A 25,666-nucleotide genomic window follows, 5' to 3' on the forward strand; every position below is an offset into this window, starting at 1 on the left:
TCAGCCGAAGTTGACGTCGCTGCAGAAGTAGAACGTCTGGTCCATGTGCGAGGCCTGCCAGATCGTGTAGATCACGTGACGGCCGGTGCGCGAGCCCTTGCTGATGTTGTTGATCATGTACACGTCACCGGGCGCGTACCTGGGGGTCGTGCGGACCAGTTCCAGGTGGTTCCACCCCAGGGGCGTGGTGAGGGCGTTGTAGCCCTGGTGGGTGATGTAGACCCTGATGTAGTCCGCGCCGTGCCTGGCCTGGTCGTTCAGGCGGATGTTGAACGTTGCGGCGAGGTTCGCCATCGTCCACGCTCCCGGCGTGTCCATGGAGCGGTAGCGGCCGCCTTCGGTCAGGCCGGCGCTGCACAGCTGGCCATTGGGAATGACGGCCTCATGGTTGCCGCCGACCCCGTTGCGGTAGAGGCCGTTCCAGTTCCACATGGCGTTGGTGTTGTCCTGCCATGCCTGCCAGCACATGGGGTCCTGCTGCTGCATGGCGGGGTTCTGGAAGTCGCTGCCCCAGCGCAGCCAGCAGCCGTAGTTGCGGGAAGCGGGGTCGACGACCGAGCCGTGCGCCGACGCGGAGCCGGCCAGGGGGATGGCGAAGATCATCGCGGTGGAGAGCAGCAGAGCCAGGGCGCGCCGCGCCCAGCGGTGGGGTCCTTTGGGCATAGTGCGATCTCCGTGTTCCGGTCGGGGGATTCCGGTGGTGGGGAGCGCTCCGCGGGGCGACGGTATCTGACGACATGAGTCCGCATCAAATGACGGGCTATGTCAACGTGTCCCTCCGGCGCCGGATTACAGGCCGATGTCCCGGATGAGCAGCGGAAAGGGCTTTCCCCCAGGCCTCCAAATCGGTGAAACTTTCACCATCGCCCGATTTCGCACCGTGCCCGTCCAGCAACTTAGGGTAAGGAAATCTGGGCAAGTAGCATGTGAGCGAGGGCAAGGTTCCCGACACTTGGTGGGTGACCGCAATGGCGACGATCGAACCGACCGCGGAGCGCAAGGTTGTCCTTCCTCTGCCGCCGTACACAGTCGACGACCTGCTCAAGCTCCCTGACGACGGGAACCGCTACGAGCTCTTCAACGGGAGCCTACTGGTGAGCCCTGCCCCCACAAAGCTGCACCAACTTGCCATCACCCGGCTGTTGTTCATCCTCGGAGATGCAGCACCGTCCGAGCTGGTGGCTCTTTCGACCGTTAACCTACGGGTTACGGACAAGGACTTCTACATCCCCGACCTTGTCGTCGTGCCCGAAGAGGCGATGCACACCGACCCTCTCATGTTCTCGCCGGAAGAGATCATCCTCGCGGTAGAGGTGGTCAGCCCGAGCACCAAGATGAGGGACAGAGGCCTCAAGGCCGCGGCGTATGCAGCAGCGGGCATCCCGGGCTATTGGCGGGTCGAGTCGGAGGAAGGACCGACTCTCTACGCCTACGAGCTCAACGGCGACAGCTATGACCCGCCGACCGCCTACAAGGCAGGCGAAGTCGCGAACCTGACGGTGCCGTTCCCGGTCAGCTTCGACCCTGCCGATCTCGACCGTCCACGACGCTGACCCCTCAGGTCGTGGTGACCCAGACCCGGAGGAGATGGCGGCGGCGGTGCGGCTCCGGGTGGTCCTCGTAAGCCGTGCGGCTGTGCAGGACGACGTGGTTGTTGAGGAACTGCATGTCGCCCGCCCGCAGATCCATGGTGAGCGTGAAGCGGGTGTCGTTGGTCAGGCGGTCGAGAAGGTCCATGGTCTCCTCCTGCGCCGGTGTGAACGGCGGGACGGTGGCGCCGCGCTGGGCCGAGCGCAGGTAGTCGGGGCCGTACGCGACGGACACCCCGCCATCGGGGCGGACCGCGCAGATCGGCTTGGTGTAGAAGCTGTCCGGGCCGTCGCCCGTGCGCCGGTCGTGCCACCACGGCTGGTAGAGGAGCTCCGCCAGGTCGGGGCGGGTGCGGACGAGCTCGTTGTGCACCGCCACCGAGCTGACGATCGCGCTGAGGCCGCCGGATTTCGCCGGGCGCACGCACAGGAGAGCCACCACGTCCGTGGGGTCGCTGTGGAAGCCGAGCCGGCCGCTGTGCTGGTAGCTCTTCGCGCGGGACGGGTCGGCGCCCGTGTCGCGGACGTGCATGAGGGGCTGTGCGTCAGGGGGTTGCGGGACGACGGCGCCGACATGGCGGGCCAGGCCGAGCGCGGCCCTCGCGCACTGCCGCTCGGTCATCTCCGCCACGGGAACCCCTTGGATCAGGACGAAGCCGCGGCCGTGCATGAGCTCGTCGCGGACCCGGTGCAGGATCGGCGCGAGCGTCGGCAAGGGGAAGCTGTCTTCGGAGTCCGCGTGGACGGCGGCGAGCACCTCTCGCCTGTGTGCCTCGGTCAGCGGGATCCGCCACGTGTCGCTGTCGCGCAGCTCCGCGCCCAGCCACTCCCCCGGCCCCAGAACCTCCGCGACCGCCATGGCTGCCACCGCCTTTCGGATCAGCCGTTCGCCTGGACTCACCATGCCCTGCTCGGCCGGCGGTGGCAGCACCTCATCGCCCACGGCATAACGTCTTCACCCAGAGCGGACGGAGCCGGGAGCGCGGGCGGCCCGCGACGTGTAGACCGTCACCTCGTCCGGCTGGACAAGGCCGTCCTGGATGGCGCAGATGAGCAGCTTCTCCTTGGTCGGCGCGGGGCGGCCCGCGGCGGCGTACTTGACCCTCGCCCGGTCGATGTACTGGCGTACGGTGCGCTCCTTGATGCCCATCCTGGCCGCCACCGACGCCTTCGACATCGACTGGAACCAGAACAGCAGGGCCGCGCGCTCCTTGTCCGACAACTGCGGCCGGTGGGGGCTTTCGTCCGTGGCGATCGCGTGGGCCATGGGCAGGGTGACGCTCGGCCGGTCGGCCGCCACCTCCAGGATGGTCTCCAGGCAGGACTCGCGCGTGGCCCGGCCCTTGCCGATGAAGGCCGAGGCGCCCGCGTCCAGCACCGCCCGTACCGTCTCCGGCTCCTCGTGCTCCGAGAAGACGATGACCCGCTGGCCGCCCGCGCACAGCTCGGCGACCCGGTCCACGACCATGGTGCCGTTGAGGTTGAGGTCCAGCAGGAGCACGTCGGCCGCCACGCCGCGGACCGACTCGATGGTCGGCCCCTGCGCGACCAGCTCCACCGTGCTCGGCCCGCCGAACCACGACCTGACGCCGTCCACCACCACCTGATGGTCCTCCACCAGGGCGACCGTCACCCGCCCCGCCGCCTCGCTCCTGTCACCGCTCCGGTCCGCCCCCGGCTCCGTCTCCCGCGCCATCCGCTCCGTCCCAGTCCCGTCGCCTGCCCGATCTGGCCCGTCCCCAGTTCCGTCGCTTGCGCACGCGCATCCGTTACGGGTTCGCGCGCCGACCCCCCTCCGGCCGGCGCGCTCCCCGCCCCACCCCTCAAGGGCCCTGCCAGATGCTGTTGACCCACACGTCCCGTCCCTGCCGCTGGTAGGTGACGACGACCCCGCTCGGCTCGCGTACCGGAGTGGTGCTGATGGGCAGGTCGTCGTTGTCTGCCACGACGGCCACGCTCACCATGGCCGACATCGCCGACACGGTCACCCTGGCCCGTGACCGCGCCCCGTCCAGCGCCAGGACGGGCGCCCTGAGCAGATCCTCCCGTACGCCCTCCGGCAGCACCGGCATCCGCTGCCCGAACGGCGGCGCCGTCACCAGCACCTGGCGCCGCTCGGCGGCGTCGATGCGCTCGCGCAGCACGGACACCAGCTCGTCGGGTACGTCCTCCCGCTCCGTGATGAGCCGGCGCAGCCGCATGGCCCCGGCCGTGCAGTCCTCACGTACGCGGGGATCCCCCGGGTCGGCCCCGTCGGCGAGCTGCTCGAGCAGCGACTCGGCCACGTCGCGGATCGCGGCGTACCGGCGGAGCCGGTCGGCGTGGATCCGCTGGGCGGACTCCCGCCAGGCGTCGTCGGCGGCCAGCCGGCGGGCCAGCAACGCCGCGTCGTCGGCCCGGACCCGCAGCGTGTGGCAGCCCGCCGCGTACCCGAGCTGGAGCGTGATGCTCCCGACCATGACCATGAGGTACTTGGCGATGGAGACCCGGTCGACCGTCCCCGTCACGATCATCGCGGTCAGCATGATCCCGGCGTTGGCGGAGAGGAACGCGATCAGCTCGCTCCGCCAGCGGGGCCGGTTCCACAGGAGCATGACGCCGAGCCAGCCCACCGAGCCCCAGCCCCAGTCGGCGGCGCCCAGCAGGTCCCCGGGGCGGCAGGACACGATCACCGCGACGTCCACGGCCAGCACGGCGACGGCGAGCCCGACCGCCCTGGCCGGGCCCTCGAACCTGCGGACCAGCGACCGCGCGGCGATGACGCCGACGGCCGTGTAGCCGATCCAGGCCGCCGCCGCCAGCCACGGCCAGCGGAAGGACGGCCAGCCCGCGATGGTGACGGTGAGGTCGTAGCCGAGGTGCCAGGCCGCGGCGATCACCACGGCGCCGATGGCGGTGTAGCGGGCGTAGCGCTGGGCGACCTCCTCGATGTCATCGATCATGGCCGCCACCACAGGCTCACCCGGGTGTCCCGGTCGCCGGAGAGGATGTCGGCGCCGGCGTTCGGCAGCGAGCGCATCGTGTCGAGGATCGACCCACGCACGCCGAACCGGTCGGGCGGCACCCGTGCGAGGTCGAAGCCGCCCCCCGCGTCCGCGACCTCCACCCGGATCTCCCCGTCGCGGCTGCTGGAGACCAGCTCGGCCTCGCGTACCCCGGCGTGCAGCGCCACGTTGGCCAGCGCCTCGGTGACCGCGCGGGCGAAGCGCTCGGCGACCTCCCCCGGCACCGTCTCCGGTGTCAGCCGCCTGCGCACGGCCAGCCCCGCCGCCCGCCCCGCGACCTCGTCGAGCAGGGCGTCCAGCGCGATGGGCGCGGAGCGGGCGCGCGGCCGGGCGCGCAGCTTCTCCAGCGCCACCAGGTCGGCCGCCGCCTGGCGGCGCAGCGTGGGCGAGGGCCGCCCGTACGTGCCCAGCCCGACCATCGTCAGCGTGTGCAGCGACGTCTCGTGGACGCTGCCGACCTGGCGCAGCTCGTCCTCGCGCCGCAGGCGCTCGACGATGAGCGCGATCTCGGCGCGGGCGCTCTCCCGCAGGAACGCGTCCGCCGAGGCGGCGGAGCGGCGCAGCAGCGTCATCAGCACCGCGATCGCGAGGATCTGCACGAGGTGGATCCCCAGCGTCCCGGCCACATCCTGGTACGGGTCGGCCAGCCGCATCCCGGCCAGGTACGCCGCCGCCACCCCCAGCCCGGCGGGCACCGCCGCCCAAGGCCGCCACGTGACGCCCGAGACGACGATGGTCATCGTGACCAGCCCCGCGATCCAGCTCGATCCCCCGTCGAGCGCGGCCCCCGCGACGAGATGGCGCTGCGCGAGGCAGAGCGTGACCGTGATGGTCGCGTCCCCCGCCACCAGCCAGGCAGGAATCCCTTCCCTGCGCCGGGCCACGCGCAGGAACAGCCCGGTCCACACGAGGTCGACCGCCAGCGCGGGCGCCAGCCACGCCGCGGACACCGGCGGAACGGCGCTGAGGATCGCGGCCACGACCGCCACGAGGCCCACCACACCCCGCGCCCCCGCACAGGTGCGGGCGATCGTCCGCTCCATGTGCCTGGCCGCCGAGTCGTATGTCCTGGAGCCTGAGTGAGACATGGGCCGCCTGCTCGCGATGAGAGCACAAGACGGGCTTCACAATAACTCATCCGGTATGGGGGAGCACGGTGTGAATACAGCCTTTTTGCGGAGGCGGGTGGAGACATGGGTCGCATGATCGTTCCCTCGGTCCGGCTCTCCTCGCGGCGTTCACTGCCTCCTCGCACCGTGACCCACCGTGCCCTCCGGCGGCATGACGGCTGATCGGCCGTCATGCGCTACGACGGCCGATCAGCCGTCAGTCGCGTCTCCTCACATGAGCGTGTACTGGCTGCGGTCGCGACGATGCGACGAGAGGGGACCTCATGACCTTCCTGGCGATCTCGATCCTGGTCGGCTGCCTGTCCGTGATGACGGCCCGGCAGGGGAACCGGCCGTCCGGCCTGCCGGTGGCCCGGCCGCGGCTGGTGGCGGCGGGCGGCACGTACGCGGGCTCGCGCGGCCGGGCGTCGGACGCGTACGTCGTCCAGGAACGGCTGGTCGCGGCGGCCCACGGCGCGGGCGGCGACCCGCTGCTGCGCGGGCTCGGCCTGCCGTCGGCGCTCAACCCCGAGGTCGGCGCCGTCCCGCTCCGCCCTGGCGACCGCGTCGTCATCGTCTCGGACGGCGCGATCAGGGTGCTCGGCGCGGCGCGCATGAAGGAGCTGTTCACCGACGGGGCGTCGCCCGGCGCATGCCTGGACCGGCTGTACGACGAGATGGCCGCCGCCGAGCCCAAGGACGACGCCACAGTGATCATCGCCGACTACGTCACGGCTTGAGTACGGGTGTACTCAGGCGCGTCCCGCGGCCCTCAGTGACGATCGGAGGAAACAGCCCCACTGGACACCGGAGGCCTCGGATGAGCGCCATATTCGGAGAGACGCTGAGCTTCACCCAGGCGGAGGGCGAGGAGGTGCGGCTCGTCGTGTTCGGGGACGAGCACTACGCCCGCTACGAGACCCTCGACGGCTACACCGCCGTCTACGACGCCTCCGCCGGCGCCTACTGCTACGCCGACTTGAAGGACGGGCGGTTCCAGTCCACCGGGGTCAGGGTCGACTCCTACGACGCGCCCGGCGGCGTGCCGCGCCACCTGCGCGAGTCGGGTCCGGCCATGGCCGCGGCACACCGGCGGCGCCGGCCGGGCCTGCTCTCGGCCGAGGCGGCGCAGGACTCCGTGCTGACGTTCGGGCCGAAGGGCGGGCTGCTGGAGGGCCGCAGGCTCAGCGTCGGCACCGTACGCGGCCTGACGATCCTCGTCGACTTCCCCGACCAGGCCACGACGGTCACCCAGGCGCAGGTGGACGCGCTGCTCAACGCCCCCGGCTATCACGAGAACGGCAACGCGTGCTCGGTCAACGAGTACTACAAGACCGTGTCGAGCGGCCTGCTGGACTTCACCAACGACGTCGTGGGCCCGTTCAGGATGAGCCACAACATCACCTTCTACGCCGACCCCGACAATTTCGACGTGCTGGTCCCGGAGGCGCTGCGGGCGGCCGTCGACTCGGGCGTCGACCTCACCCGGTACGACTCGCTCGGCCAGCAGGTCGTGGACGCCCTGATCGTCATGTACGCCGGCAAGACGCAGTACATCAAGGACAGTGTCCTGTGGCCGCACAACAGCGTCGTCGAGCTGGAGTCCGGCGACATGCGCACCCACTTCTACATGGTGACGAGCATGGGCGAGGGCCCGGAGCAGCTGACGATCGGCACGTTCTGCCACGAGACCGGGCACCTCCTGTGCCGCTTCCCCGACCTGTACGACTACGGCCGCCGCGACGGCGACGACTTCGCCAGCTCGGGCCTCGGCCTGTACTGCCTGATGAGCGCCGGCAACCACCTGAACGGCGGCAAGACACCCGCGCCCGTCAGCGCCTACCTGCGCGACCTGGCCGGCTGGTGCCCCGAGAGGGCGGAACTCAACCGGGGCGGCGTGTTCCAGGCCGAGCACGGCGACTATCGCAAGGTGTTCCGCTACTCGACCGGGACGGACGAGGAGTACTTCCTGGTGGAGAACCGCGCCAAGCTCGGCTTCGACCTGCACCTGCCGGCGAGCGGCCTGGCCGTGTACCACTGCGACACCCGCGGCTCCAACGAGCTGCAGGACGGGACGCCGCTGCACCACTACCAGATCGCGCTGCTGCAGGCCGACGGCCACCTCGACCTGGAGAACAACCTCAACAGGGGCGACAGCCGCGACCTGTACGGCCGGGTGGACGGCACGGCGCTGTCGCACTCGACCGTGCCCGCCAGCCTGCTGTGGAGCGGGGCCGAGTCGGGGCTGACCCTGTCGGCGATCAGCGACCCCGGCCAGGCCATCCGCTTCCGGGCGGGTCCGGTGGGCGTGAACGGCGCCACGTTCACCTCGGTGTCGCGGCCGGCGCTGCGCATCCCCGACAGCGACCCGCACGGCGTGGCCGACACGATCACGATCGAGGCGGAGGGGACCGTGCGGACGCTGAAGGTCCTCATCGACCTCGACCACAACCACCCCGAGGACCTGCGGATCGTGCTGCACTCGCCGACCGGCCGGCGCATCGTCCTGTCGCACCGGGCCGCCACCCTGGACACCTCGAAGCTGCTGGAGTACGCGACCGAGCCGCCGTCGGCCGTGACTCCGCTGGTGGGCCAGCCGGCGGGCGGCGGGTGGACACTGCGGGTGAGCGACCTCGCCCCGTCACACGCCACGGCCGGGGTCCTGAGCGCCTGGCGGCTGGACATCGTCACGGGCACCTGACCGGCCCCCGAGCGCGCGTCATGGCCCCCTGACGCGCGCTCGAGCGGATGTCATAAGATCGTGACCGTGACCGCTCCCCACGGCATCAACCCCAACGTCCCCCACTCGGCCCGCGTCTACGACTACTGGCTGGGCGGCAAGGACAACTTCGAGGCGGATCGCCAGGTGGCCGAGCAGACCATGGCGGCGGTCCCGGGCGTACGCGAGAGCGCCAGGAACAACCGGGCCTTCCTCGGCCGGGCCGTGCGCCACCTCACTCAGCTGGGCGTCCGGCAGTTCCTCGACCTCGGCACGGGCATCCCGAGCCAGGGCAACACGCACGAGGTCGCGCAGGCGGAGGCGCCGGACGCCCGCGTGGTCTACGTCGACAACGACCCCATCGTGATGACGCACGCCAGGGCGCTGCTGACCAGCAAGCCGGAGGGCAGGACCGCCTACATCGAGGCCGACGTACGCGAACCGCGCGCCATCCTCGAGCACCCCGAGGTGCTGGACACGCTCGACTTCACGCAGCCGATCGCGCTCATGATGGTCGCGATCCTCATGCACATCCCCGACCAGGACGACCCCGCCGGGCTGGTGCAGGCGTTCACCGCGGCCGTGCCCTCGGGCAGCTACCTCGTGCTGAGCCACCTGACGCTGGACTTCGTGTCCAAGGAGACCGCCGACACCTACCTGACGGCCACGAGCCACCAGGCGATGCACAGGACGCCGAGGACGGGCGAGCAGATCGCGCGTTACTTCGACGGGTTCGACCTGATCGAGCCCGGGCTCGTGCCGGCCCCGGAGTGGCGTGACACGCCGCTCTTCCCCGACGACCCCCCGACCTGGATGTACGCGGGGGTCGGCCGCAAGCGCTGACTCCCCCGGGAGCAATGGCCTGGCGTCTGGTGAGCCTCTGCCGGGTGCCGCAGAGGCGCCCGCTCCACTGCGCTGAGAGCGGGCGCCTTTCGTGCAGCGGAGAAGGTCAGGCCGCGCTTTCCTCGGCCTCCCGGTGGAGCGCCTCAAGGTCGAACGCGCCCGACTTGACCGCTGCGGTGAATGCCTCCCAGTCGCGGCGCGGGACCTCCAGCACCTTGTCCGGGTTGTCGACGTGGATGACCTCCACGTGATCGTTGATCCGCTTGGCCGCGACGCGGCCGGCGTCTTGAGTCATGCCGTACTCCTTCCAGTGCACTGCGGAGTTTCCGCCCTGCCTCTTCGCGGGAGGACAGGGTCGGCTGCGGGAAGCTTTCCATCCCGACCGGGGCACCGGCTACCCATGGGGGCGGGAGGTGGATGGAAAAACCCACTCGCGGACGTCAATCTCTTGGCCTCGGATGCAAGATTGACGCCCCCGCCCCACAGGCCACTCGAAGGTCGTGAACTTGACTTCAGAGCGGCGGGCGCACGTATCGGAAACCCGGAGCGTCCGCATCACGTAGCGATCAAGGCGAAACGGTGGGCGGTCGCTCTCAGCGGGCGGCCGCTCGCCATTTCCGCGTGCACCGCACGGAGCCGGTCCGCGTACTCGTCGGCGGTGAAACCGGGGATCTGCCACGAGATGACGCGGAGATAGAGGACGAGCGCGCCAATGTCGTGGAACGTGACGGGATAGCTCGACTCCCGCCGCCAGGTGACGTCGAGCCCGGCCTCGGTGAGCGCGGCGGTCGCGGTCGCGAGGTCCCAGCCGTGGTCCTCGTGCGGCGGGGCGCCCATCGCCTGGTTGATCTCTTCCAGGTCGCGCCCTCCCACCTGCTGGGTGACGTACGTGCCGCCGGAAGCGAGGAGGCGGCGGATCTCTCCCGGTTCGTACGCCTCGTGCCGGTTGACGATCAGCTCGAACGAGCCGTCGGGAAACGAGGAGATCGTCTCGGCCACCTCGACGCCCAGAGGCTCCAGCCGGCGCCGGGCTATCGGGACGTTGGGGGCGTACTCCTCGGTGGCGGCGGTGCGGGGCGGCAGCGGGGCCAGGGACGACAGCAGCTCACCGCCTCCGGTGCCGAGGTCGAGCAGGGACGCCGCCTCCGGCAGGCGCTCGCGCACCAGCTCCTCGTAGTCCCACGGCAAATCGTCGGCGGTGGTCATCCGGCCGCGGAACACGGCCCAGTCCCAGCCCTCGAACGACGTGGTCAGCGCCTCGCGCATCAGCTCCTCATAGCCCATGCCGCGATCATGCTCTGCGGGCACTCCGCCCCGCACGCCCTTTTCCGTGGCGGGGCGGGGTGCTCTCGCGCAGGACGACGCGGGTCGGGAGCGGCACGTCCGGCGCCCCTTCGTCGTCGGAGAGCGCGAGGCGCATGGCGCTCAGGCCCGCCTCCTCCAGCGGCACGGCCACGGAGGTGAGGGCGGGCACGACGTCCAGCGCGGAGCCGATGTCGTCGAAGCCCGCCACCCCGATGTCCACCCCCGGGACAACCCCGGCGTCGCGGAAGGCCGCCATGGCGCCGATCGCCATCACGTCGTTGACCGCGAACACCGCCTCCACGTCCGCGAAGCCCCGCTCCACCAGCCTGCGTGCCGCGTCGTAGCCGCCCGCGCGGGTGAACGTGGTCTCGATCGCCACCGGCTCGACCACACCGGACCCGGCCAACCCCGCGCGGAAGCCGTCGTGGCGCTCGCGCGAGGTGCGGATCTCGCCCGGGGCGTGGAAGACGGCGAAGCGCCGGTATCCCGCGTCCAGCAGCGCCCGGGCGAGGTCGCGGGCGCCGCCGTGGTTGTCGATCGTGACGGTGCCGAACGGCAGGTCCCGCTGGCTGATCAGCACGACCCGGCCGCCCGCCGTGCGGTACTCCGCCAGCTCCTCGATCAGCGCTTCCCTGGTCCCGGAGCCCGCGACGCGGGTGCCCGCGACGATGATGACGCGCGGCCGTTGCCCACGCAGAGTCCGGACGATCTCCAGCTCGCGCTCGGGCGACCCGTCCGCCACCGCCATGGTGACGATGAGCCGCGCCGCCTCCGCCGCCTGGGTCACCCCGGCGGCGATGGAGGAGAAGTAGGGGTCGGCCACGTCGCGGATCACCAGCGCGACGGTCCTGGTCGAGCCCTTCGCGATGGCCTGCGCCGACAGGTGCGGCTCGTAGTTGAGCTTGGCCGCCGCCGCGCGCACCCGGGTGACGTTCTCGGACCTGACGTTGCGCGAGCTGCCGTTGAGCGCGCGCGAGGCGGTCGCGACGGACACGCCCGCCTCCCGGGCGACGTCGTGGAGGGTGGGCGGGGCCTTGGGCCCGTCGCCCACGCCGGTCATCCGGCCGCCACGGTCAGCGGGTCGCTCCTGGTCACGCCCGCCGCGTTCGCCAGCTCGGCCACGTACGTGTGCCTGCCGATGCGGGGCTTGCCGCTCTCGCCGTACCTGTCGATGGTGATCGGCGCGCCGCTCTCGCCCGAGCCCTTGGGCCAGAGCTGGCCCGTCCACCTCTGGCCGGCGCGCAGGAGGATGCGGTCGCCCGGGCGGAACGTGGTCTCGTTCAGCTTGCCCAGGCTCTTCCAGGCGTGCGCCTCGTCGAGGCCCGAGGCCGCGTCGTCGCCTCCGGCGGCGTCGACGTAGTACGTGGTGCCCGCCGTGGCTGTGACTGTGGCCGTGGCCGTGGCGGGCTGGGCGGGTGTCAGGATCATGGCGGCGGCTGTGAGCACGTGCAGGAACTTCGGCATGACCGGCTCCAGGGGGTGTTTCGGCGCGCCGCACGCTCGGAGGCGCGCCGAAGGGCGATCAGCTCGGTTATGGGGTGTGGACGATGGGGTGGGCCACGTCGTGGGCACGCAGGTGGCCGCACATGCCCCACCGCTCGTGCGGCGGGCTCTCCATCAGGGCGGACCGGCGCAGGTGCGCGCCGTCGCCGCGCTCTAGGGCGTCGAGGATCTCGGCCGTGCGGCGCGCCTCCTGGGCGACCGTGTCCTCCCAGATCGACCGCCACGCCGCCGCCTTGGGACGCACGAGTGCGAGTGCGTGGTCGTAGAAGCGGTGGAGCGGGCCCAGGTCGCCCTCGGCGGCGGCGCCGGCGAGCCGGAGGAACCCCTCGACGGCCAGTTCCCGTCGCCTGCGCACCGCGTCCTCCTCGCCCTGGGTGGGGAGGGTGGCGGCCTCGCGGTAGCGGTCCGGGTCGGCGACGATCTCCGGCGGGAACGTCATGACCGCGTCGCCGGCCTCGGGCAGGCCGGCGTTCGACATCACGACCACCACCTCCAGGTCCCCGCGGTTGACCGCGCGGTGGATGGTGCCGGGCGTGAACCACACGGTCGTGCCCGCGCCCAGCTCCGTCTCGCGCAGCCCGTTGACGTCGAGCGTCTGCAGCGTGCCGCACCCGCCGACGACCACGTACGCCTCCGTGGAGGCCGTGTGCAGGTGCGGCGTGCCGCCCTCCAGCCCGTCGGCGCACGGGCTGCCGGAGTAGACCGACAGCCGGCTGACCGAGGTGCCTCCGGGGAAGGTCATGCCAGCGCCGCCCGCCCCTGCTTGGCCAGCAACCCGGTCCCTTCCTCGCCCCGGTCGCCGTCGGCGATCACGACCGCGTACCGGAACCGCAGCGACTCCCCGTCCGGCAGCTCCACCTCCTCGCTGAAGAACGGCGCCGGGCACAGGCACGCGAAGTCCTCGCTCCGCGCGAACCACTGCGGCGGGTGCTGGGGGTTCGAGGCGGCGTCGACCACGACGATCGTGGAGTGGTCACCGGTCTCGTCGTGCCTGCCGCGGAAGCCGAACCACTCGGCGCGCGTGCCGCGCAGCTCGTCACCGCCCGCTCCGGCCGGCGACTGGATGATCCCGTTGGTGAACGACCTGGGCCCGCGCCAGAAGAGCCCGCCGTAGCCGGCGTTCTCGCGGCCCTTCGTGGTCGGGGAGCCGAACGCGAGCGTGCCGCCCGACACGTTCGTCATCTCCGTGTCGAACACCAGCGCCCACGTCGCCTCGTCCAGCACCTGCGCGGCCAGCGACCGCCGCTCCGCGATGACCGGGGCGCCGGCCTGCGAGGTCCAGTCGAGCGTGTGCCCGAGCTCGGCCCGGTCGCCGGTGACCGACAGCGCGGTCATCTCGCGGTGGGTGGCGCTGCCGTTGTTCTCGAGCTGCACGTAGAACTTCCCGTGCACGTACGTCGGCCCGCCCCAGAAGTTGTGCTCCCCCACATGCGGCAGCGACCAGGCGATGCCCTTGTGCCAGACGTGGTCGTGCGGCCTGAACAGCGACACCAGCCGGCCACCGAGGGTGCGGATCGGGTGCAGGTACGGTTTGGGCGACTCCAGCACCGGCGTGTCGGGGCGGTAGACGTACGTGAACAGGTCGACGTCGCCCGCCGCGAGGGTCACCGAGCGGTCGAGCACGTGCGTGGCTTGCAGGGTCACGGGTTCCTCACCTTTTCCCAAGGAGCGCCCGTGCCGTCCATGCGCAGGGCGAACGGGCTGTCAGCAGTGATCTGTCCGGCTCGTACCCGCTCGCCGGTGAAGGCGGAGGTGTAGAGCGCGGCGATGAACTCCATCGTCCGGCGGGCGTCCTCGGTGGTCACCGGAGGCGCCTCGCCCCGGTCGAGCGCGTCGAAGACGGCGGCGAGCCAGCCGTCGTGGCTGCTCGGCACGGTGCTGTGCCCCTGCGCCCACAGGTCCGACACCGCCTCCTGGCCCGGCGCCGGGGTCACGGTCCAGTCGTCGTCGGTGTAGCCGTACAGGTGCTCGACCTCGACGGTGGCGCGCTCGTAGTCGAAGCGGAGCTGGGAGGTCTGCCTCGGGGACACGACGGAGTTCACGATCGTGGCCACGGCGCCGTTCTCGAACGTCACCAGCGCCAGGGAGACGTCCTCGGTGTCCACCGGGCGCGCCTGGCGGGCGGCCACGGCCGTGACCTCGCGCCATGGGCCGAGGATCGAGAACAGCAGGTCGAACTGGTGGATTCCGTGCCCCATGGTCGGCCCGCCGCCCTCCGACTCCCACGTGCCGCGCCACGGGACCGCGTAGTACGCCTCGTCGCGGTACCACTGGGTGTTGCACGTGGCCAGCAGCGGACGGCCCAGCTCGCCGGCCTCCTGCAGGCGGCGCAGCCGCAGCGCGCCCGCCCCGAAGCGGTGCTGCAGGACAGTCGCGACGTGCGCCGTCGAGTGGCGCTCCGCCTCGATCAACGCGTCGAACTCGGCGAGCGAGAGCGTCGGCGGCTTCTCGACCAGCGCCGTGACCCCGGCCTCCAGGCACGCGATGGCCAGCGGGGTGTGCAGCTGGGGCGGCGTGCACAGGTGGACGAGGTCGACCTCCTCCGCCCGCAGCAGGTCGTCCAGGCTCGCGTGGGTGCTCGTCACGTCGTACTTCTCGGCGAACGCCGTCACCCGGTCGGCGTCCACGTCGGCCACCGCCACGAGCTCCGCCCGCCCGGACCCGAGGACGGCCTGGGCGTGCGCATGGGCGATCGCACCGGTTCCGACGATCGCGGCCCGGTAGATCCGTTCTGTCAAGATGGTGCTCCTATAGGGGGGAATATCAGGCGCCGTCGATCTCGGTCTGCGGCTCGTCACGGGAAAGCGCATTCCAGGAAAACGTATTCCGCAGGTTTGCACGGCCGTTACGCGGGCGTCAAGAGCGTCGCTTCCGGACCAGCGGAGTCGTGATCTTGTGGGGCGCGTACGCGGCCCGCACGGCCTCGACCAGCAGGCTCGGACCCGCGTCCTTCAGCACGGGCGTCAATCTCGGGTGCGGGTGCTTTCGCGGACGATCAGCCGCCCTTCGAGGGTGAGCCGCTCACGCGTGCCGGGCTTCTCCAGCGCGAAGCGGATCGCCTCCACGCCCGCCTGCGCCAGCGGAAGCGCCACAGTGGTCAATCGCGGTGTCACATCCCCGGCGAGCGGAATGTCGTCGATTCCCGTCACGGAAACGTCGTCGGGCACCGCCACACCGGCCGCGCGGAAAGCCGACATCGCACCGATGGCGACCATGTCGTTGACCGCGAGAACCGCTTCCGCACCGCCCATTCCGTCCTCGGCCAGCCGTCGCGCCGCGTCGAATCCGCCCTGGCGGCCGACCTCGCAATAGACGGTCCGGATGTCCCGCTCGGCCAGCCCCCCGGCCCGCAGTCCCGCCACGAAACCGGCCGTTCGAAGGGCCATGTTGCGCAGTTCCCTGACGCCGCCGAATATCGTCACCCGCCGGTGCCCGGTTTCCGCGACAAAGGCGCCGGCCAAGCGCCCGGCGGCGAAATCGTCGAAGCCGATCGAATCGAAACTCATGTCGGTCTCGCCGACGATGACGACCCGGCCGCCTTCGCGTTCGTAGGAGTCGAGCTCCTTCAGCAGCCGCCCGTCGAACGCGTTCGCCATGAAACGGCTGGAGGTCAGCACCAGCGCGCGCGGCCGCAGCGCGCGAAGCAGCCGGACGGTCTCCAACTGCCGCTCGGAGGCCGCCATCGTGGACGATACGGTGACGAAGGCGCCCGCCGTACGCGCTTGGCGTTCCATCGCCGCCACGACCATCGCCATGGACGGCGTCGTGAGGTCGTCCGCGATCAGCGCGATCGAGTCGCTCGCCCGCCGCATCGCCCTGGCCGCGGCGTCCACCGTGTAGCGCAGGGCCGCCGCGGCGGCCAGCACGCGGGCCTCGTACTCGGGCGCGACCTTCCGCGTGCTGCCGCCCAGGACCCTGGAGGCGGTGGAGACCGAGACCCCGGCCGCCGCGGCGACGTCGTGCAGCGTGACCGTGGGCCTCGCCGCATGGGGCATCCGCAGGGTCCTTTCCGAAGGCGAAGGGGCCGGCCCGCGAACCGGGCGGGTAAAGAAGCGTACCCGGACGCCGATCCGCAACCATGACCTATGTCATATGAAAACGGTGACACAGCGGACTTACCGGCCAAACAGGTTTGGCATCACGCTACGGCCATGACTTCTCCCCGATTCAGGATGCCGGCGTCAGCCGTGGGCCGCGTCAGGCGGCTGGCGGTCGCGGCCGGCGCGGGTGCGCTGCTCGCGTCAGGGCTGCTGGCCGCGCCCACGACCGCCCAGGCAGCGGACGGGCTCGACCGGCAGGCGCTGCGGCAGTCGCTGGACGCCGTGCACGAGGCCGGCATGTACGGCATCTACTCGGAAGTGCGGGATGCGGCCCAGACGTGGAAGGGCGCGTCCGGCGTGGCCGATGTGGACACGCGCCGCCCCGTACGGCCAGACATGGTGCACCGGGTGGGCAGCATCAGCAAGACGTTCACCGCCATCGCCGTCCTCCAGCAGGTCGAACGCGGCGCCGTCGAACTGGACGCCCCGATCGGCCGCTACCTGCCCGACCTCGTCCCCGGCGAGCGCGGCCAGCGGATCACCGTACGGATGCTGCTCAACCACACCAGCCACATCGCCGACTACATCGGCCCGGCGTTCCCCTCGCTGCTGGAAGGCTCGGGCAAGAGCCTGGACGACAACCGCTTCCGCACGTTCGCCCCGGAGGAACTGGTCAAGCTGGGCCTGGCCGCGACCCCGACCGGCGAGCCGGGGGCGGCGCCCGGCTCGTACTCGAACACCAACTACGTCATCGCGGGCCTGCTCCTGAAGAAGGTGACGGGCACGGACGCCGAGCGGTACATCACCCGCAACGTCATCCGCAAGGCGGGCCTGCGCCACACGTCCTTCCCGCGCACACCGCTCATCCCGGGCCCGCACTCCAAGGCGTACGAGTCGTTGTTCGGCTGGATCGACCCGCCGCGTGACTACAGCGTCTACAACATGTCGTGGGCGAGCACGGCGGGCGCGGTCGTGTCCACGATGGACGACCTCAACCGCTTCTACCGGGCGCTGCTGCGGGGTGAGCTGGTCGGCGCGGCACAGGTCGCCGAGATGCAGAAGACGGTGCCGGTGCTGGTGGGCGGGGCTTCGCTCGCGTACGGGCTCGGGCTCTACTCCCTCGACCTGCCGTGCGGCCGCTTCTGGGGGCACGACGGGGGCGTGTTCGGGATGGGCACGCAGTCGCTGTCCAGCCCGGACGGCAATCGCCAGCTGTCGTTCGGGATCAACCTCATGAAGTACCAGAAGATCGATGAGAACGGCCAGGTCGTGCCGAGCCCGATCGACTACGCCCTGGTGGATCACATAGTCGTGGCCCTGTGCGGCGACACGGCGGCCCAGGCGAAGGCGTCGCGGCCGCAGGTCCTCCCGCTCCCCTCGGACACGCTCTCAGCCGTGGTCCGCTGATCGCCTGGCAAGTGTGTCACCGATCACTTCGCGAGTGCGGATTTGTCCACAGATGATCGCTCTGGGTCTCCGTAATGTCCGTGCTGCCGGGCCAACCGGCGCACTGACAACGGGGAGGAAACCCAATGCGCAAGACCCTTGCGATCATCGCTCTCGCCGGCTCGATGGCCGTCACCGGCATCGCCATGACCCCTGCGGCTCAGGCCGCCACGCAGTCCACCACGACTGTCAAGTGGGGCAAGTTCTTCTCCAGCGACGACAAGGCGTACACGTTCGGCAAGACCTGGCAGGCCGGCGGCAAGGTCTTCACGAGGTGGTACGGCGTGGACAAGGTCGGCGGCAAGAAGGGCTGGGTGTGGTTCGAGTACTACCAGAACGGCGACTGGCACAAGTTCAGCCGCTCGTTCGACGGCAAGGCGGTCGAGGGCTGGCACGGCCGGGGGATCACGAAGGTTTACACGTTCACCTGCTGGGCCGGCAAGTTCGACAACTGCGGCCGTAAGTACCGCATCATCTAAGACTGGCCGTCGCGCAGCCCGGCGCCCGCGCCCTCAAGCATCCATCGAAGCGCCGGCCACCTGTCCCGCATTGAGATCTTGCCAGCCTCCTCCCCCAGTGTTACCTCTTGCGAGTGCGTGCAATCCGCGCACCATTGAGCCGCAGGAGGCACACTTGTCCTGGTTACGCAGCACCCTCCTGGCCGCCGCGCTCGTCGCGTCGGCCTTACCCCTCGCGGGGCCGGCCCGGGGCGAGCCCGGCAGGCAGGCCCCGGTCCACGACTTCCAGGCAGAAGAGCACGGCAAACCCGACGTGGACAACCGGCAGGGCAGGGTGGCGCCGCCCGCCGGAGTGAACGCCCGCACCGCCGGGCAGCAGGCCGAGATCCGTTGGAACGCTCTCGGCACGCCCGCCGCCATCACCAGCGCGGACCCACTGGCCGAGGGCCTCGGTGAAGATCCCGAGCAGGCCGCCCGCACGTACCTCAAGAACAACCAGACCGTCTTCGGCCTGTCCGCGGAGGCGGTGGACGCGCTGGAGCGGGTCGCGGTCAACCCCATCGGCGCGGGTCACGCCGTGCTGCTGCGCCAGCGCTTCGGCGGCCTGCCGGCCGGCGTGGACGGGCTCGTCGCCGTCGGCGTGGTGGACGGCCAGGTCAGGCACGTCACCTCGTCGCTCTCCCGGGAGAGCGAGGCGCCCCCGGCCGCGGCCATCACCGCGCAGCAGGCGCTGGAGATCGCGGCCAGGGACGGCGGCATCGACCTGGCCAAGGCGACCACCAAGCAGACCACCTCGGTGGCGGTGCCCGCCCCCGACGGGGTGCACAGCGCGTACCAGGTGGTCCTGGTCGGCGGCGCGCAGGGCGAGGCCGCGGGGTTCACCACGCACGTGGACGCCGTCAGCGGCGCCATCCTGGTACGCGAGAACCTGGTCGACCACTTCGAGCCCGAGAACCCCCACTGGGCGGCCTTCCCGGCGAACCCGCGCGACGACTACTCCTCCCACGACACCCGCCAGACCTGGTGCTTCGCAGCCGGCCCTGGCTGCGACTTCGTGACCGGCGGCGACCCGGGGACCGGCAAGGCGTGGGACGTCGACCACGCCACGAACGAGCCGACGAACACCAGCTCCGGCAACGCGACCAAGACGACCGAGAACCGGGCGAGCGGCGACCCGTTCACCGTCGGGACGCGTACCAACGTGCTCACGCCCAGCAGGAACTACGTCTACCCGTGGCGGAACACGTGGAATGAGGCGAAGTGCGACCCCGCGGTGTTCGACCAGAGCGGCGAGGCCGACGTCGAGGCCGCCATCGCCAACCTGAACGCCATGCACAACCGCATGCATGACTGGTCCTACCGGCTCGGCTTCACCGAGACCGCCTGGAACATGCAGGCCGACAACGGCTCGCGCGGCGGCCTCGGCGGCGACCCCGAGCAGGGCAACGCGCAGGCCGGCGCCCGTGTCCTGTCGGTGCGCGACAACGCCAACCAGATCACCGGGCCCGACGGCGTCGCGCCGATCACGAACATGTACCTGTGGCAGCCCATCGCCGGCTCGTTCTACTCGCCGTGCGCGGACGGCGACTACGACATGTCGGTCATCGGCCATGAGTACACGCACGCCATCTCCGGCCGCATGATCGGCGGCCCGACCGCCGGCTGGAGCGGCGCCCAGGCCGGGGCCATGAACGAGAGCACGTCCGACCTGTTCGCGATGGAGCACCTCTTCGAGTACGGCTTCCGTCCCTCGGGCCTGACCCCGTACGTGACCGGCGGCTACGTGACGGGCGACAAGGCGCGCGGCATCAGGAACTACGACATGTCGAAGTCCCCGCTGAACTACAGCGACGTCGCCTACGACATCGTCGGCCAGCAGGTGCACGCGGACGGCGAGATCTGGTCGGCCACGCAGTTCGACGTGCGGGCGGCGTTCGTCAAGCGGTACGGCGACGGCACCACCAGGCAGCAGCGCGCCTGCGCGGACGGCCAGACGCCGGTCGAGCGGTGCCCGGGCAACCGGCGCTGGGCGCAGCTGTCGTTCGACGCCCTGCTGCTGATGGCCTCGGGCGCGGTCAGCTACGTCGACCACCGGGACGCGCTGCTGGCGGCGGACGCGATCCGCTTCGGCGGCAAGAACCAGGACATCATGTGGCGCGCGTTCGCCGAGCACGGCCTGGGCAAGGGCGCGGCGAGCAACGGCCCGAACGACGCCGACCCGACGCCCAGCTTCGTCAACCCCGCAGGCAAGAACGGCTCGCTGCAGCTCAAGCCGCTGGGCGAGGCGAAGGACGCGGCGCTGCGGCTGTACGTGGGCGACTACGAGGGCCGCGCGGTGCCGGTCGCCGACACCGACCCGGCGACACCGCTGGGCGACACGGTGGAGATGACGCCCGGCGTGTACTCCTTCGTGGTGACGGGCAACGGGTTCGGGCACACGCGGCTGAAGTACGCCGTGGTGGGCGGCGTGACACTGCCGCTCCCGCTGCCGCTGACCCGCAACCTCGCCTCGGCGGCGGGCGGCGCGGCGGCCGCGGGCGACGGCGTCAACCAGGCCAAGCTGATCGACGAGACCGAGGCCACGAACTGGGCCTCGCTCACCGGCGCCCCCGCCGGCAAGTCGGTCGTCGTGGACCTGGCGGGCGACGCGCCGGTCACGGTCCGGCGGGTGCAGGTGAGCACGATGCTCAGGCCCAACATCGGCGACACCGCCGACCCGGGCGGGCAGAACCGCTTCTCCAGCCTGCGCGCGTTCGAGGTGCTGGCCTGCAGCTCCGGCTGCGCCGACCCGGCGAACTTCACGAAGATCTACACCAGTCCGGCGGACGCCTTCAACGCCGGTCTGCCGCGCCCGCGGGGCGCGGACATGGTCATCAAGTCGTTCGGGGTGCGGCCCGCCAGCGCCACGCATCTGATGTTGCGGGTGGTCAGCACGCAGTGCACCGGCAATCCGCGGTACGCCGGTGAGCAGGACAAGGATCCGAACTCCGCGACGGACTGCGCCACGGCCAGCCCGCTGCGGGACCAGGTGAGGGCGGCCGAGTTCCAGGCGTTCTCGCACTGACGTTTCAGGTCTGCGGCCCGCGCTGTTGGGGCGCGGGCCGCACGCATGCTTGCTCCCAGATAGTTAGACATCGTACTATCCGATGGAGATTTAGTTAGATGTCGAACTATCTGGAGCAGACCATGCGTACCTTGATCCGTAACGTCCGGGTCTTCGACGGCGAGCGGACCGCGCCCGCCGCCGACGTGCTGATCGACGGCGGCAGCATCGGCGAGCCGGACATCGCTCCCGTGGACGTCGAGGTGGACGGCACCGGGAAGACCCTGCTGCCGGGCCTGATCGACGCCCACGCGCACGCCTTCGACGGCGATCTGGAGGAGGCGCTGAAGTTCGGCGTCACCACCGAGCTCGACATGAACAACCTGCCGCCCGTCCTGGCCGCCCAGCGCCGGCTGGCCGCCGAACGCGACGACGTGGCCGACATCCGCAGCTCCAGCATGATCGCCACCGCCCCGCACGGGCATCCGACTCAGATCATGACCGCGGACGTGCTCAAGGCCCTCGGCACGGACCGCACGCTCGACACGGTCGCCGACTCGGGCCAGGCCAAGGCGTTCGTCGAGGCGCGGCTGGCGGAGGGCGTCGACTACCTCAAGATCGCCATCGACGACGGTGGCTCGTCCGGGATGCGGCTCCCCGCGCTCAGCCCGTCGCTCGCCGCCGCGCTGGTCGAGGCGGGCCACGCCGCCGGGCTGCGGGTCATCGCGCACACGGTCACCGCGAGAGAGGCGATCATCGCCCTGGACGCGGGCGCCGACGGGCTGGCGCACCTGTACTCCGACGTGGACCAGGACCAGGCCGAGGAGATGGCCGCCAGGATCGCCTCGTACGACGCGTTCGTGATCAGCACGATCACCTACATCGAGGCCGTCACCGGCGACCCGAACGGCCAGGAGCTCCTGCGGGACCCGCGTGTCGCGGGCCGGATGTCGGAGCGCGCGAAGGGCACGTTCGGCCGGGAGTGGGCGGACGTCCCCATGCACTCACAGGGCGTGCTGAACGCATCCCATTCAGCCGCGGCCCTGCTCCGGGCGGGCGTGCCGGTGCCGGCGGGCACGGACGCCACCCCGTTCGGACCGGTGCACGGAGCGGGCCTGCACCACGAGCTCCTGCTCCTGACGGAGGCCGGCTGGACCCCGGAACAGGCCCTGGCGGCGGCGACCAGCATCCCGGCCCGCTGCTTCGGCCTCGCCGACCGGGGCAGGATCGCGCCCGGACTCCGCGCCGACCTGCTCCTGGTGAACGGCGACCCGACCACGGACATCACGGCCACCCGGGCCATCGCGGACGTGTGGCGGGGCGGCGTACGCCATAGCGCCAGCCGCCTGGCCTGATTCTTTCGTATAGTGGCTCCCCGGCCACTCGTGAAGACTCCGAAGCGCGCGCAATGATTGCAAGCGCCGCATAACGGCGGACGCATTGCAATTGGAGGGTTTTGATATGCCTATCGGGCTTCTCGCCCTGGCACTGGGCGGCTTCGGCATCGGGCTCACCGAGTTCGGGATCATCGGGCTGCTGCCGGAGGTGGCGGCGGATTTCGGGGTCAGCGAGCCGGTGGCCGGTTATCTGGTCTCGGGTTACGCGCTGAGCGTGGCGGTCGGCGCCATCGCGCTGACTGCGGCGATCGCCCGGTTCGACCGTAAGAAGGTGCTGCTCGCGCTGATGGTGCTGTTCATCGCGGGCAACCTGATCTCCGCGATCGCACCGGTCTACTCGGTGCTGATGGCGGGCCGGGTCGTCGCGGCGCTGTGCCATGGCGCGTTCTTCGGCGTCGGCTCGGTGGTCGCGGCCGACATGGTGGCGCCGAACCGGCGGGCCGGGGCCATCGCGTTGATGTTCGCCGGGCTGACCGCGGCCAACGTTCTCGGGGTTCCGCTGGGCACGCTGCTCGGCCAGCAGCTCGGCTGGCGCTCGACGTTCTGGGCGATCACCATCATCGGCGTCGTCGCGCTGGCCGGAATCCGGCTGCTGGTGCCGCCGACGCCGGCGCCTGCCGAGACGAGCCTGCGCGGCGAGCTCGGCGTGTTCCGCCGGCCACAGGTCTGGGTCTCCGCCGCGGTCACCGTGCTGGCCTTCGGCGGCATGTTCGGCGCGTTCACCTACATCGCGTTCACGCTCACCGAGGTCAGCGGGTTCGCGACCACCACGGTGCCCTGGCTGCTGGTGCTGTTCGGGGCGGGCACGTTCGCCGGCAACTTCGCCGGCGGCAAGTTCGCGGACCGCGCCCTGAACACGTCGTTGACCGTGATCCTGGCACTGCTCACCGTGGTGCTCGCGGTGTTCGCGCTGACGGCGCAGAGCAAGGTCATGACGATCGTCTCGCTGCTGCTGATGGGCGCGGTCGGCCTCGCCACCGCACCCGGGCTGCAGCTGCGGATCATGGGGTACGCCCAGGACGCGCCCACGATGGCCTCCGGCGCCAACATAGCGGCCTTCAACATCGGCAACGCGCTCGGCGCCTGGCTGGGCGGGCTCGCCCTCGGCGCCGGGCTCGGCTTCGTCTCACCGCTCTGGGTCGGCGCGGGCGTCACCGCCGCCGGGCTCGTCGTCCTGCTGGCCGGCTCGGCACGGCCACACCGCCACGTCCCGGACGGGACCGACCCGGTCCAAACACCCGCACCAGCCGGATCGTGATCGGCGGTGGCGGCGACCACCAGAGCTTCGCGCAATGGCAAGCGTGGCGTGCACGTGTGGGAGCCGAGCGTCTTCGCTGTGGCCATCGCGCAGTTGGGCGCGGCTGCTAGGCTGCGGCCTCGAATCGACATACCTCGAATCGAGATAGGAACTGCGGAATGGACTACACCGAGGAGTGGGTGACGTCGCGGGCGCGGAGTGCCTACGAGCGAGGACAGGCGTCGTTCGCCGTCCGGCCCGAGCGCTCCGCGCTGCTGGTCATCGACATGCAGGACGAGTTCGTACGGCCCGGCTGGAGCCCGTACTGGGTGCCGGCCGCCACCCGGATGGCTCCCCGGCTGCGCCGGCTCGTCGACCACTGCCGAGGCGCCGACGTCCCGGTGATCTGGACCATCTTCGACGACACCCACCTCGGGCTGGACCGCCCCCACGCCCTGCGTTTCCTCCCGCACGCCGACACCGACTGGCACAGGCCGGGCCCGGCGGCGGTCTGGGAGCCCATGGGATACCGCGACGACGAGATCCTGATCCGCAAGCCTTCCTACGGCGCGTTCTACGACACCCCACTCGACACCATCCTGCGCAACCTGGGCCGCGACACCGTCATCGTCACCGGCACGCTGACCAACTACTGCTGCGGCACCACCGCGCGGCAGGCGTACGAGCGCGGCTACCAGGTCGTGTTCGGCTCGGACGTCACCGCCACCGACGACGAGTCCCGTCAGGAACCCGAACTCGCGGTCCTGCGCAAGGGCTTCGCGCTGGTTCTGCGGGCCGAGGAGATCGCCGACCGGCTGTCCGAACCAGAGCCAAAACCCTAATTCCCTACCAATTAGATTGACTATTTGGTGTGGGCGATCTACGTTTGCAGTGTGACGACCACGGCTCTGACCATCCGGGGTCACGTGGACTTCTGCCGCGTGGCCAGCGCGCTGTGTCCGTCCTTCCGACCGCAGGCCAATCCCCTTACGGAAGGACAATCCCATGTCATCCCTGTCCATCGTCCCTGTCGCCGGTCGCATAGGCGCCGAGATCTCCGGTGTGCGGCTCGGCGGCGATCTGCCCGCTGACGTCGTCGCGGAGATCCGTTTGGCGCTGCTGCGCCACAAAGTGATCTTCTTCCGCGGCCAGGATCATCTGGACGAGCAGCGCCAGGTGGCCTTCGCCCGGCTGCTCGGCGAGCCGACCGCCGCACATCCGACCGTGCCCTCGCTCAACGGCAACGACCACATCCTCGACCTCGACTACAGCAACGGCCACAAGGTGGATCGCTGGCACACGGACGTGACGTTCGTGGACCGGCCGCCGCTGGCGTCGGTGCTGCGGGCCGTCACCGTTCCCGCCGCCGGTGGTGACACGCTCTGGGCCAACACCGTGAGCGCGTACGAGCACCTGCCCGCCGAGCTGCGGGACCTGCTCGACCGGCTGCGCGCCGTGCACACCAACCAGTACGACTACGCCCGCGTCGCGGCCTCCGAGGACCCCGAGCGGGCCCAGGAGTACGCCAAGGTGTTCGCCTCCACGGTGTTCGAGACCGAGCACCCCGTGGTGCGCGTGCACCCGGAGACCGGCGAACGGTCGATTCTGCTCGGCGACTTCGCCAAGCGGCTGCCGGGGCTGTCGGCGCACGCGTCCGCCTCGCTCATCCGGCTGGTCCAGGAGCACGTCACGGAGGTGGAGAACACGGTGCGCTGGCGGTGGGCGCCCGGCGACGTGGCCGTCTGGGACAACCGGGCGACCCAGCACCGCGTGGTGCACGACTTCGGCGACCGGCCGCGCCGGCTGCACCGGGTCACCATCGCCGGGGACGTGCCGGTGGGGGTGGACGGCCGCCCCAGCGTCGTGCTGAAGGGCGACGCGGCAGCCTACTCCCCCATCGCCGCCTGACCTGACCCTCCGCGCAAGGCCCCGGCCCCGACGACGTGGCCGGGGCCACACGCGTGTCCGCGCT

Annotated in this window: 24 protein-coding genes; 11 read left to right on the forward strand and 13 right to left on the reverse strand. The window is 71.0% G+C overall.

Annotated elements, in window-relative coordinates; genetic code table 11:
- Window positions 1-663, reverse strand: a complete 663-nt coding sequence (locus ABN273_RS24630) for a lytic polysaccharide monooxygenase auxiliary activity family 9 protein (protein WP_349451348.1) — start codon at window positions 661-663, stop codon at window positions 1-3.
- A 305-nt stretch (window positions 664-968) separates the two neighbouring features.
- Between ABN273_RS24630 and ABN273_RS24635 the strand changes: the two genes are divergently transcribed.
- On the forward strand, window positions 969-1,553 hold the full coding sequence (locus ABN273_RS24635) for a Uma2 family endonuclease (protein WP_349451349.1): 585 nt from the start codon (window positions 969-971) through the stop codon (window positions 1,551-1,553).
- Between the two features lie 4 nt (window positions 1,554-1,557).
- Here ABN273_RS24635 and ABN273_RS24640 read toward each other — a convergent pair whose 3' ends face one another.
- The 4 genes from ABN273_RS24640 to ABN273_RS24655 form a co-directional block, all read right to left on the reverse strand.
- Window positions 1,558-2,532: a TauD/TfdA family dioxygenase gene (locus ABN273_RS24640; protein WP_349451350.1), complete on the reverse strand. Its 975-nt coding sequence runs from the start codon at window positions 2,530-2,532 to the stop codon at window positions 1,558-1,560.
- Between the two features lie 12 nt (window positions 2,533-2,544).
- Window positions 2,545-3,285, reverse strand: a complete 741-nt coding sequence (locus tag ABN273_RS24645) for a response regulator (RefSeq protein ID WP_349451351.1) — start codon at window positions 3,283-3,285, stop codon at window positions 2,545-2,547.
- A gap of 127 nt (window positions 3,286-3,412) precedes the next feature.
- The gene (locus ABN273_RS24650; RefSeq protein WP_349451352.1) at window positions 3,413-4,531 is read right to left on the reverse strand and encodes a hypothetical protein; all 1,119 of its coding nucleotides are present in this window, start codon (window positions 4,529-4,531) and stop codon (window positions 3,413-3,415) included.
- On the reverse strand, window positions 4,528-5,682 hold the full coding sequence (locus ABN273_RS24655; RefSeq protein ID WP_349451353.1) for a sensor histidine kinase: 1,155 nt from the start codon (window positions 5,680-5,682) through the stop codon (window positions 4,528-4,530). Before ABN273_RS24655 ends, ABN273_RS24650 begins: the two co-directional genes overlap by 4 nt.
- Window positions 5,683-5,987: 305 nt before the next feature.
- Between ABN273_RS24655 and ABN273_RS24660 the strand changes: the two genes are divergently transcribed.
- From ABN273_RS24660 to ABN273_RS24670, 3 genes are all read left to right on the forward strand, one after another.
- Window positions 5,988-6,443 carry a SpoIIE family protein phosphatase gene (locus ABN273_RS24660; RefSeq protein WP_349451354.1) on the forward strand — a complete coding sequence of 152 codons (456 nt, stop codon included), beginning with the start codon at window positions 5,988-5,990 and terminating at the stop codon, window positions 6,441-6,443.
- Window positions 6,444-6,523: 80 nt separating this feature from the next.
- A complete protein-coding gene (locus ABN273_RS24665) occupies window positions 6,524-8,404 on the forward strand; it encodes a M6 family metalloprotease domain-containing protein (RefSeq protein WP_349451355.1) in 1,881 nt (626 codons plus the stop codon).
- Between the two features lie 66 nt (window positions 8,405-8,470).
- The gene (locus ABN273_RS24670; RefSeq protein WP_349451356.1) at window positions 8,471-9,265 is read left to right on the forward strand and encodes an SAM-dependent methyltransferase; all 795 of its coding nucleotides are present in this window, start codon (window positions 8,471-8,473) and stop codon (window positions 9,263-9,265) included.
- A 106-nt stretch (window positions 9,266-9,371) separates the two neighbouring features.
- On the opposite strand, the gene ABN273_RS24675 is transcribed toward ABN273_RS24670, so the two are convergent.
- From ABN273_RS24675 to ABN273_RS24710, 8 genes are all read right to left on the reverse strand, one after another.
- The gene (locus ABN273_RS24675; RefSeq protein WP_349451357.1) at window positions 9,372-9,560 is read right to left on the reverse strand and encodes a hypothetical protein; all 189 of its coding nucleotides are present in this window, start codon (window positions 9,558-9,560) and stop codon (window positions 9,372-9,374) included.
- Window positions 9,561-9,820: 260 nt separating this feature from the next.
- Window positions 9,821-10,549, reverse strand: coding sequence for a class I SAM-dependent methyltransferase (locus ABN273_RS24680; protein WP_349451358.1), 729 nt, complete (start codon window positions 10,547-10,549; stop codon window positions 9,821-9,823).
- 7 nt (window positions 10,550-10,556) lie between these two features.
- A complete protein-coding gene (locus ABN273_RS24685; protein WP_349451359.1) occupies window positions 10,557-11,630 on the reverse strand; it encodes a LacI family DNA-binding transcriptional regulator in 1,074 nt (357 codons plus the stop codon).
- Entirely contained in the window at window positions 11,627-12,034 is a 408-nt protein-coding gene (locus ABN273_RS24690; protein WP_349451360.1) for a hypothetical protein, read from the reverse strand. The genes ABN273_RS24685 and ABN273_RS24690 overlap by 4 nt, the downstream gene beginning before the upstream one ends.
- A gap of 67 nt (window positions 12,035-12,101) precedes the next feature.
- Window positions 12,102-12,815 carry a cupin domain-containing protein gene (locus ABN273_RS24695; protein WP_349451361.1) on the reverse strand — a complete coding sequence of 238 codons (714 nt, stop codon included), beginning with the start codon at window positions 12,813-12,815 and terminating at the stop codon, window positions 12,102-12,104.
- Window positions 12,812-13,717, reverse strand: a complete 906-nt coding sequence (locus ABN273_RS24700) for a DUF6807 domain-containing protein (RefSeq protein WP_349451362.1) — start codon at window positions 13,715-13,717, stop codon at window positions 12,812-12,814. The genes ABN273_RS24695 and ABN273_RS24700 overlap by 4 nt, the downstream gene beginning before the upstream one ends.
- Window positions 13,714-14,811 carry a Gfo/Idh/MocA family protein gene (locus ABN273_RS24705; RefSeq protein ID WP_349451363.1) on the reverse strand — a complete coding sequence of 366 codons (1,098 nt, stop codon included), beginning with the start codon at window positions 14,809-14,811 and terminating at the stop codon, window positions 13,714-13,716. The genes ABN273_RS24700 and ABN273_RS24705 overlap by 4 nt, the downstream gene beginning before the upstream one ends.
- Window positions 14,812-15,036: 225 nt before the next feature.
- Window positions 15,037-16,068 carry a LacI family DNA-binding transcriptional regulator gene (locus ABN273_RS24710; protein ID WP_349451364.1) on the reverse strand — a complete coding sequence of 344 codons (1,032 nt, stop codon included), beginning with the start codon at window positions 16,066-16,068 and terminating at the stop codon, window positions 15,037-15,039.
- 156 nt (window positions 16,069-16,224) lie between these two features.
- Here ABN273_RS24710 and ABN273_RS24715 point away from each other — a divergent pair, with 156 nt between their 5' ends.
- From ABN273_RS24715 to ABN273_RS24745, 7 genes are all read left to right on the forward strand, one after another.
- The gene (locus tag ABN273_RS24715) at window positions 16,225-17,520 is read left to right on the forward strand and encodes a serine hydrolase domain-containing protein (protein WP_349451365.1); all 1,296 of its coding nucleotides are present in this window, start codon (window positions 16,225-16,227) and stop codon (window positions 17,518-17,520) included.
- 125 nt (window positions 17,521-17,645) lie between these two features.
- Entirely contained in the window at window positions 17,646-18,038 is a 393-nt protein-coding gene (locus tag ABN273_RS24720) for a hypothetical protein (protein WP_349451366.1), read from the forward strand.
- Between the two features lie 154 nt (window positions 18,039-18,192).
- Complete coding sequence (locus tag ABN273_RS24725) at window positions 18,193-21,081, forward strand: M36 family metallopeptidase (RefSeq protein WP_349451367.1); 2,889 nt, start codon at window positions 18,193-18,195, stop codon at window positions 21,079-21,081.
- A 98-nt stretch (window positions 21,082-21,179) separates the two neighbouring features.
- Window positions 21,180-22,415: an amidohydrolase family protein gene (locus ABN273_RS24730; protein WP_349451368.1), complete on the forward strand. Its 1,236-nt coding sequence runs from the start codon at window positions 21,180-21,182 to the stop codon at window positions 22,413-22,415.
- Between the two features lie 106 nt (window positions 22,416-22,521).
- Window positions 22,522-23,715: an MFS transporter gene (locus ABN273_RS24735; RefSeq protein WP_349451369.1), complete on the forward strand. Its 1,194-nt coding sequence runs from the start codon at window positions 22,522-22,524 to the stop codon at window positions 23,713-23,715.
- A gap of 158 nt (window positions 23,716-23,873) precedes the next feature.
- Entirely contained in the window at window positions 23,874-24,536 is a 663-nt protein-coding gene (locus tag ABN273_RS24740; protein WP_349451370.1) for a cysteine hydrolase family protein, read from the forward strand.
- A 163-nt stretch (window positions 24,537-24,699) separates the two neighbouring features.
- Window positions 24,700-25,602: a TauD/TfdA dioxygenase family protein gene (locus tag ABN273_RS24745; protein WP_349451371.1), complete on the forward strand. Its 903-nt coding sequence runs from the start codon at window positions 24,700-24,702 to the stop codon at window positions 25,600-25,602.
- The last annotated feature ends 64 nt before the right edge of the window (window positions 25,603-25,666 follow it).

The organism is Nonomuraea sp. B19D2, assembly GCF_040137845.1.
GTDB lineage: Bacteria > Actinomycetota > Actinomycetes > Streptosporangiales > Streptosporangiaceae > Nonomuraea.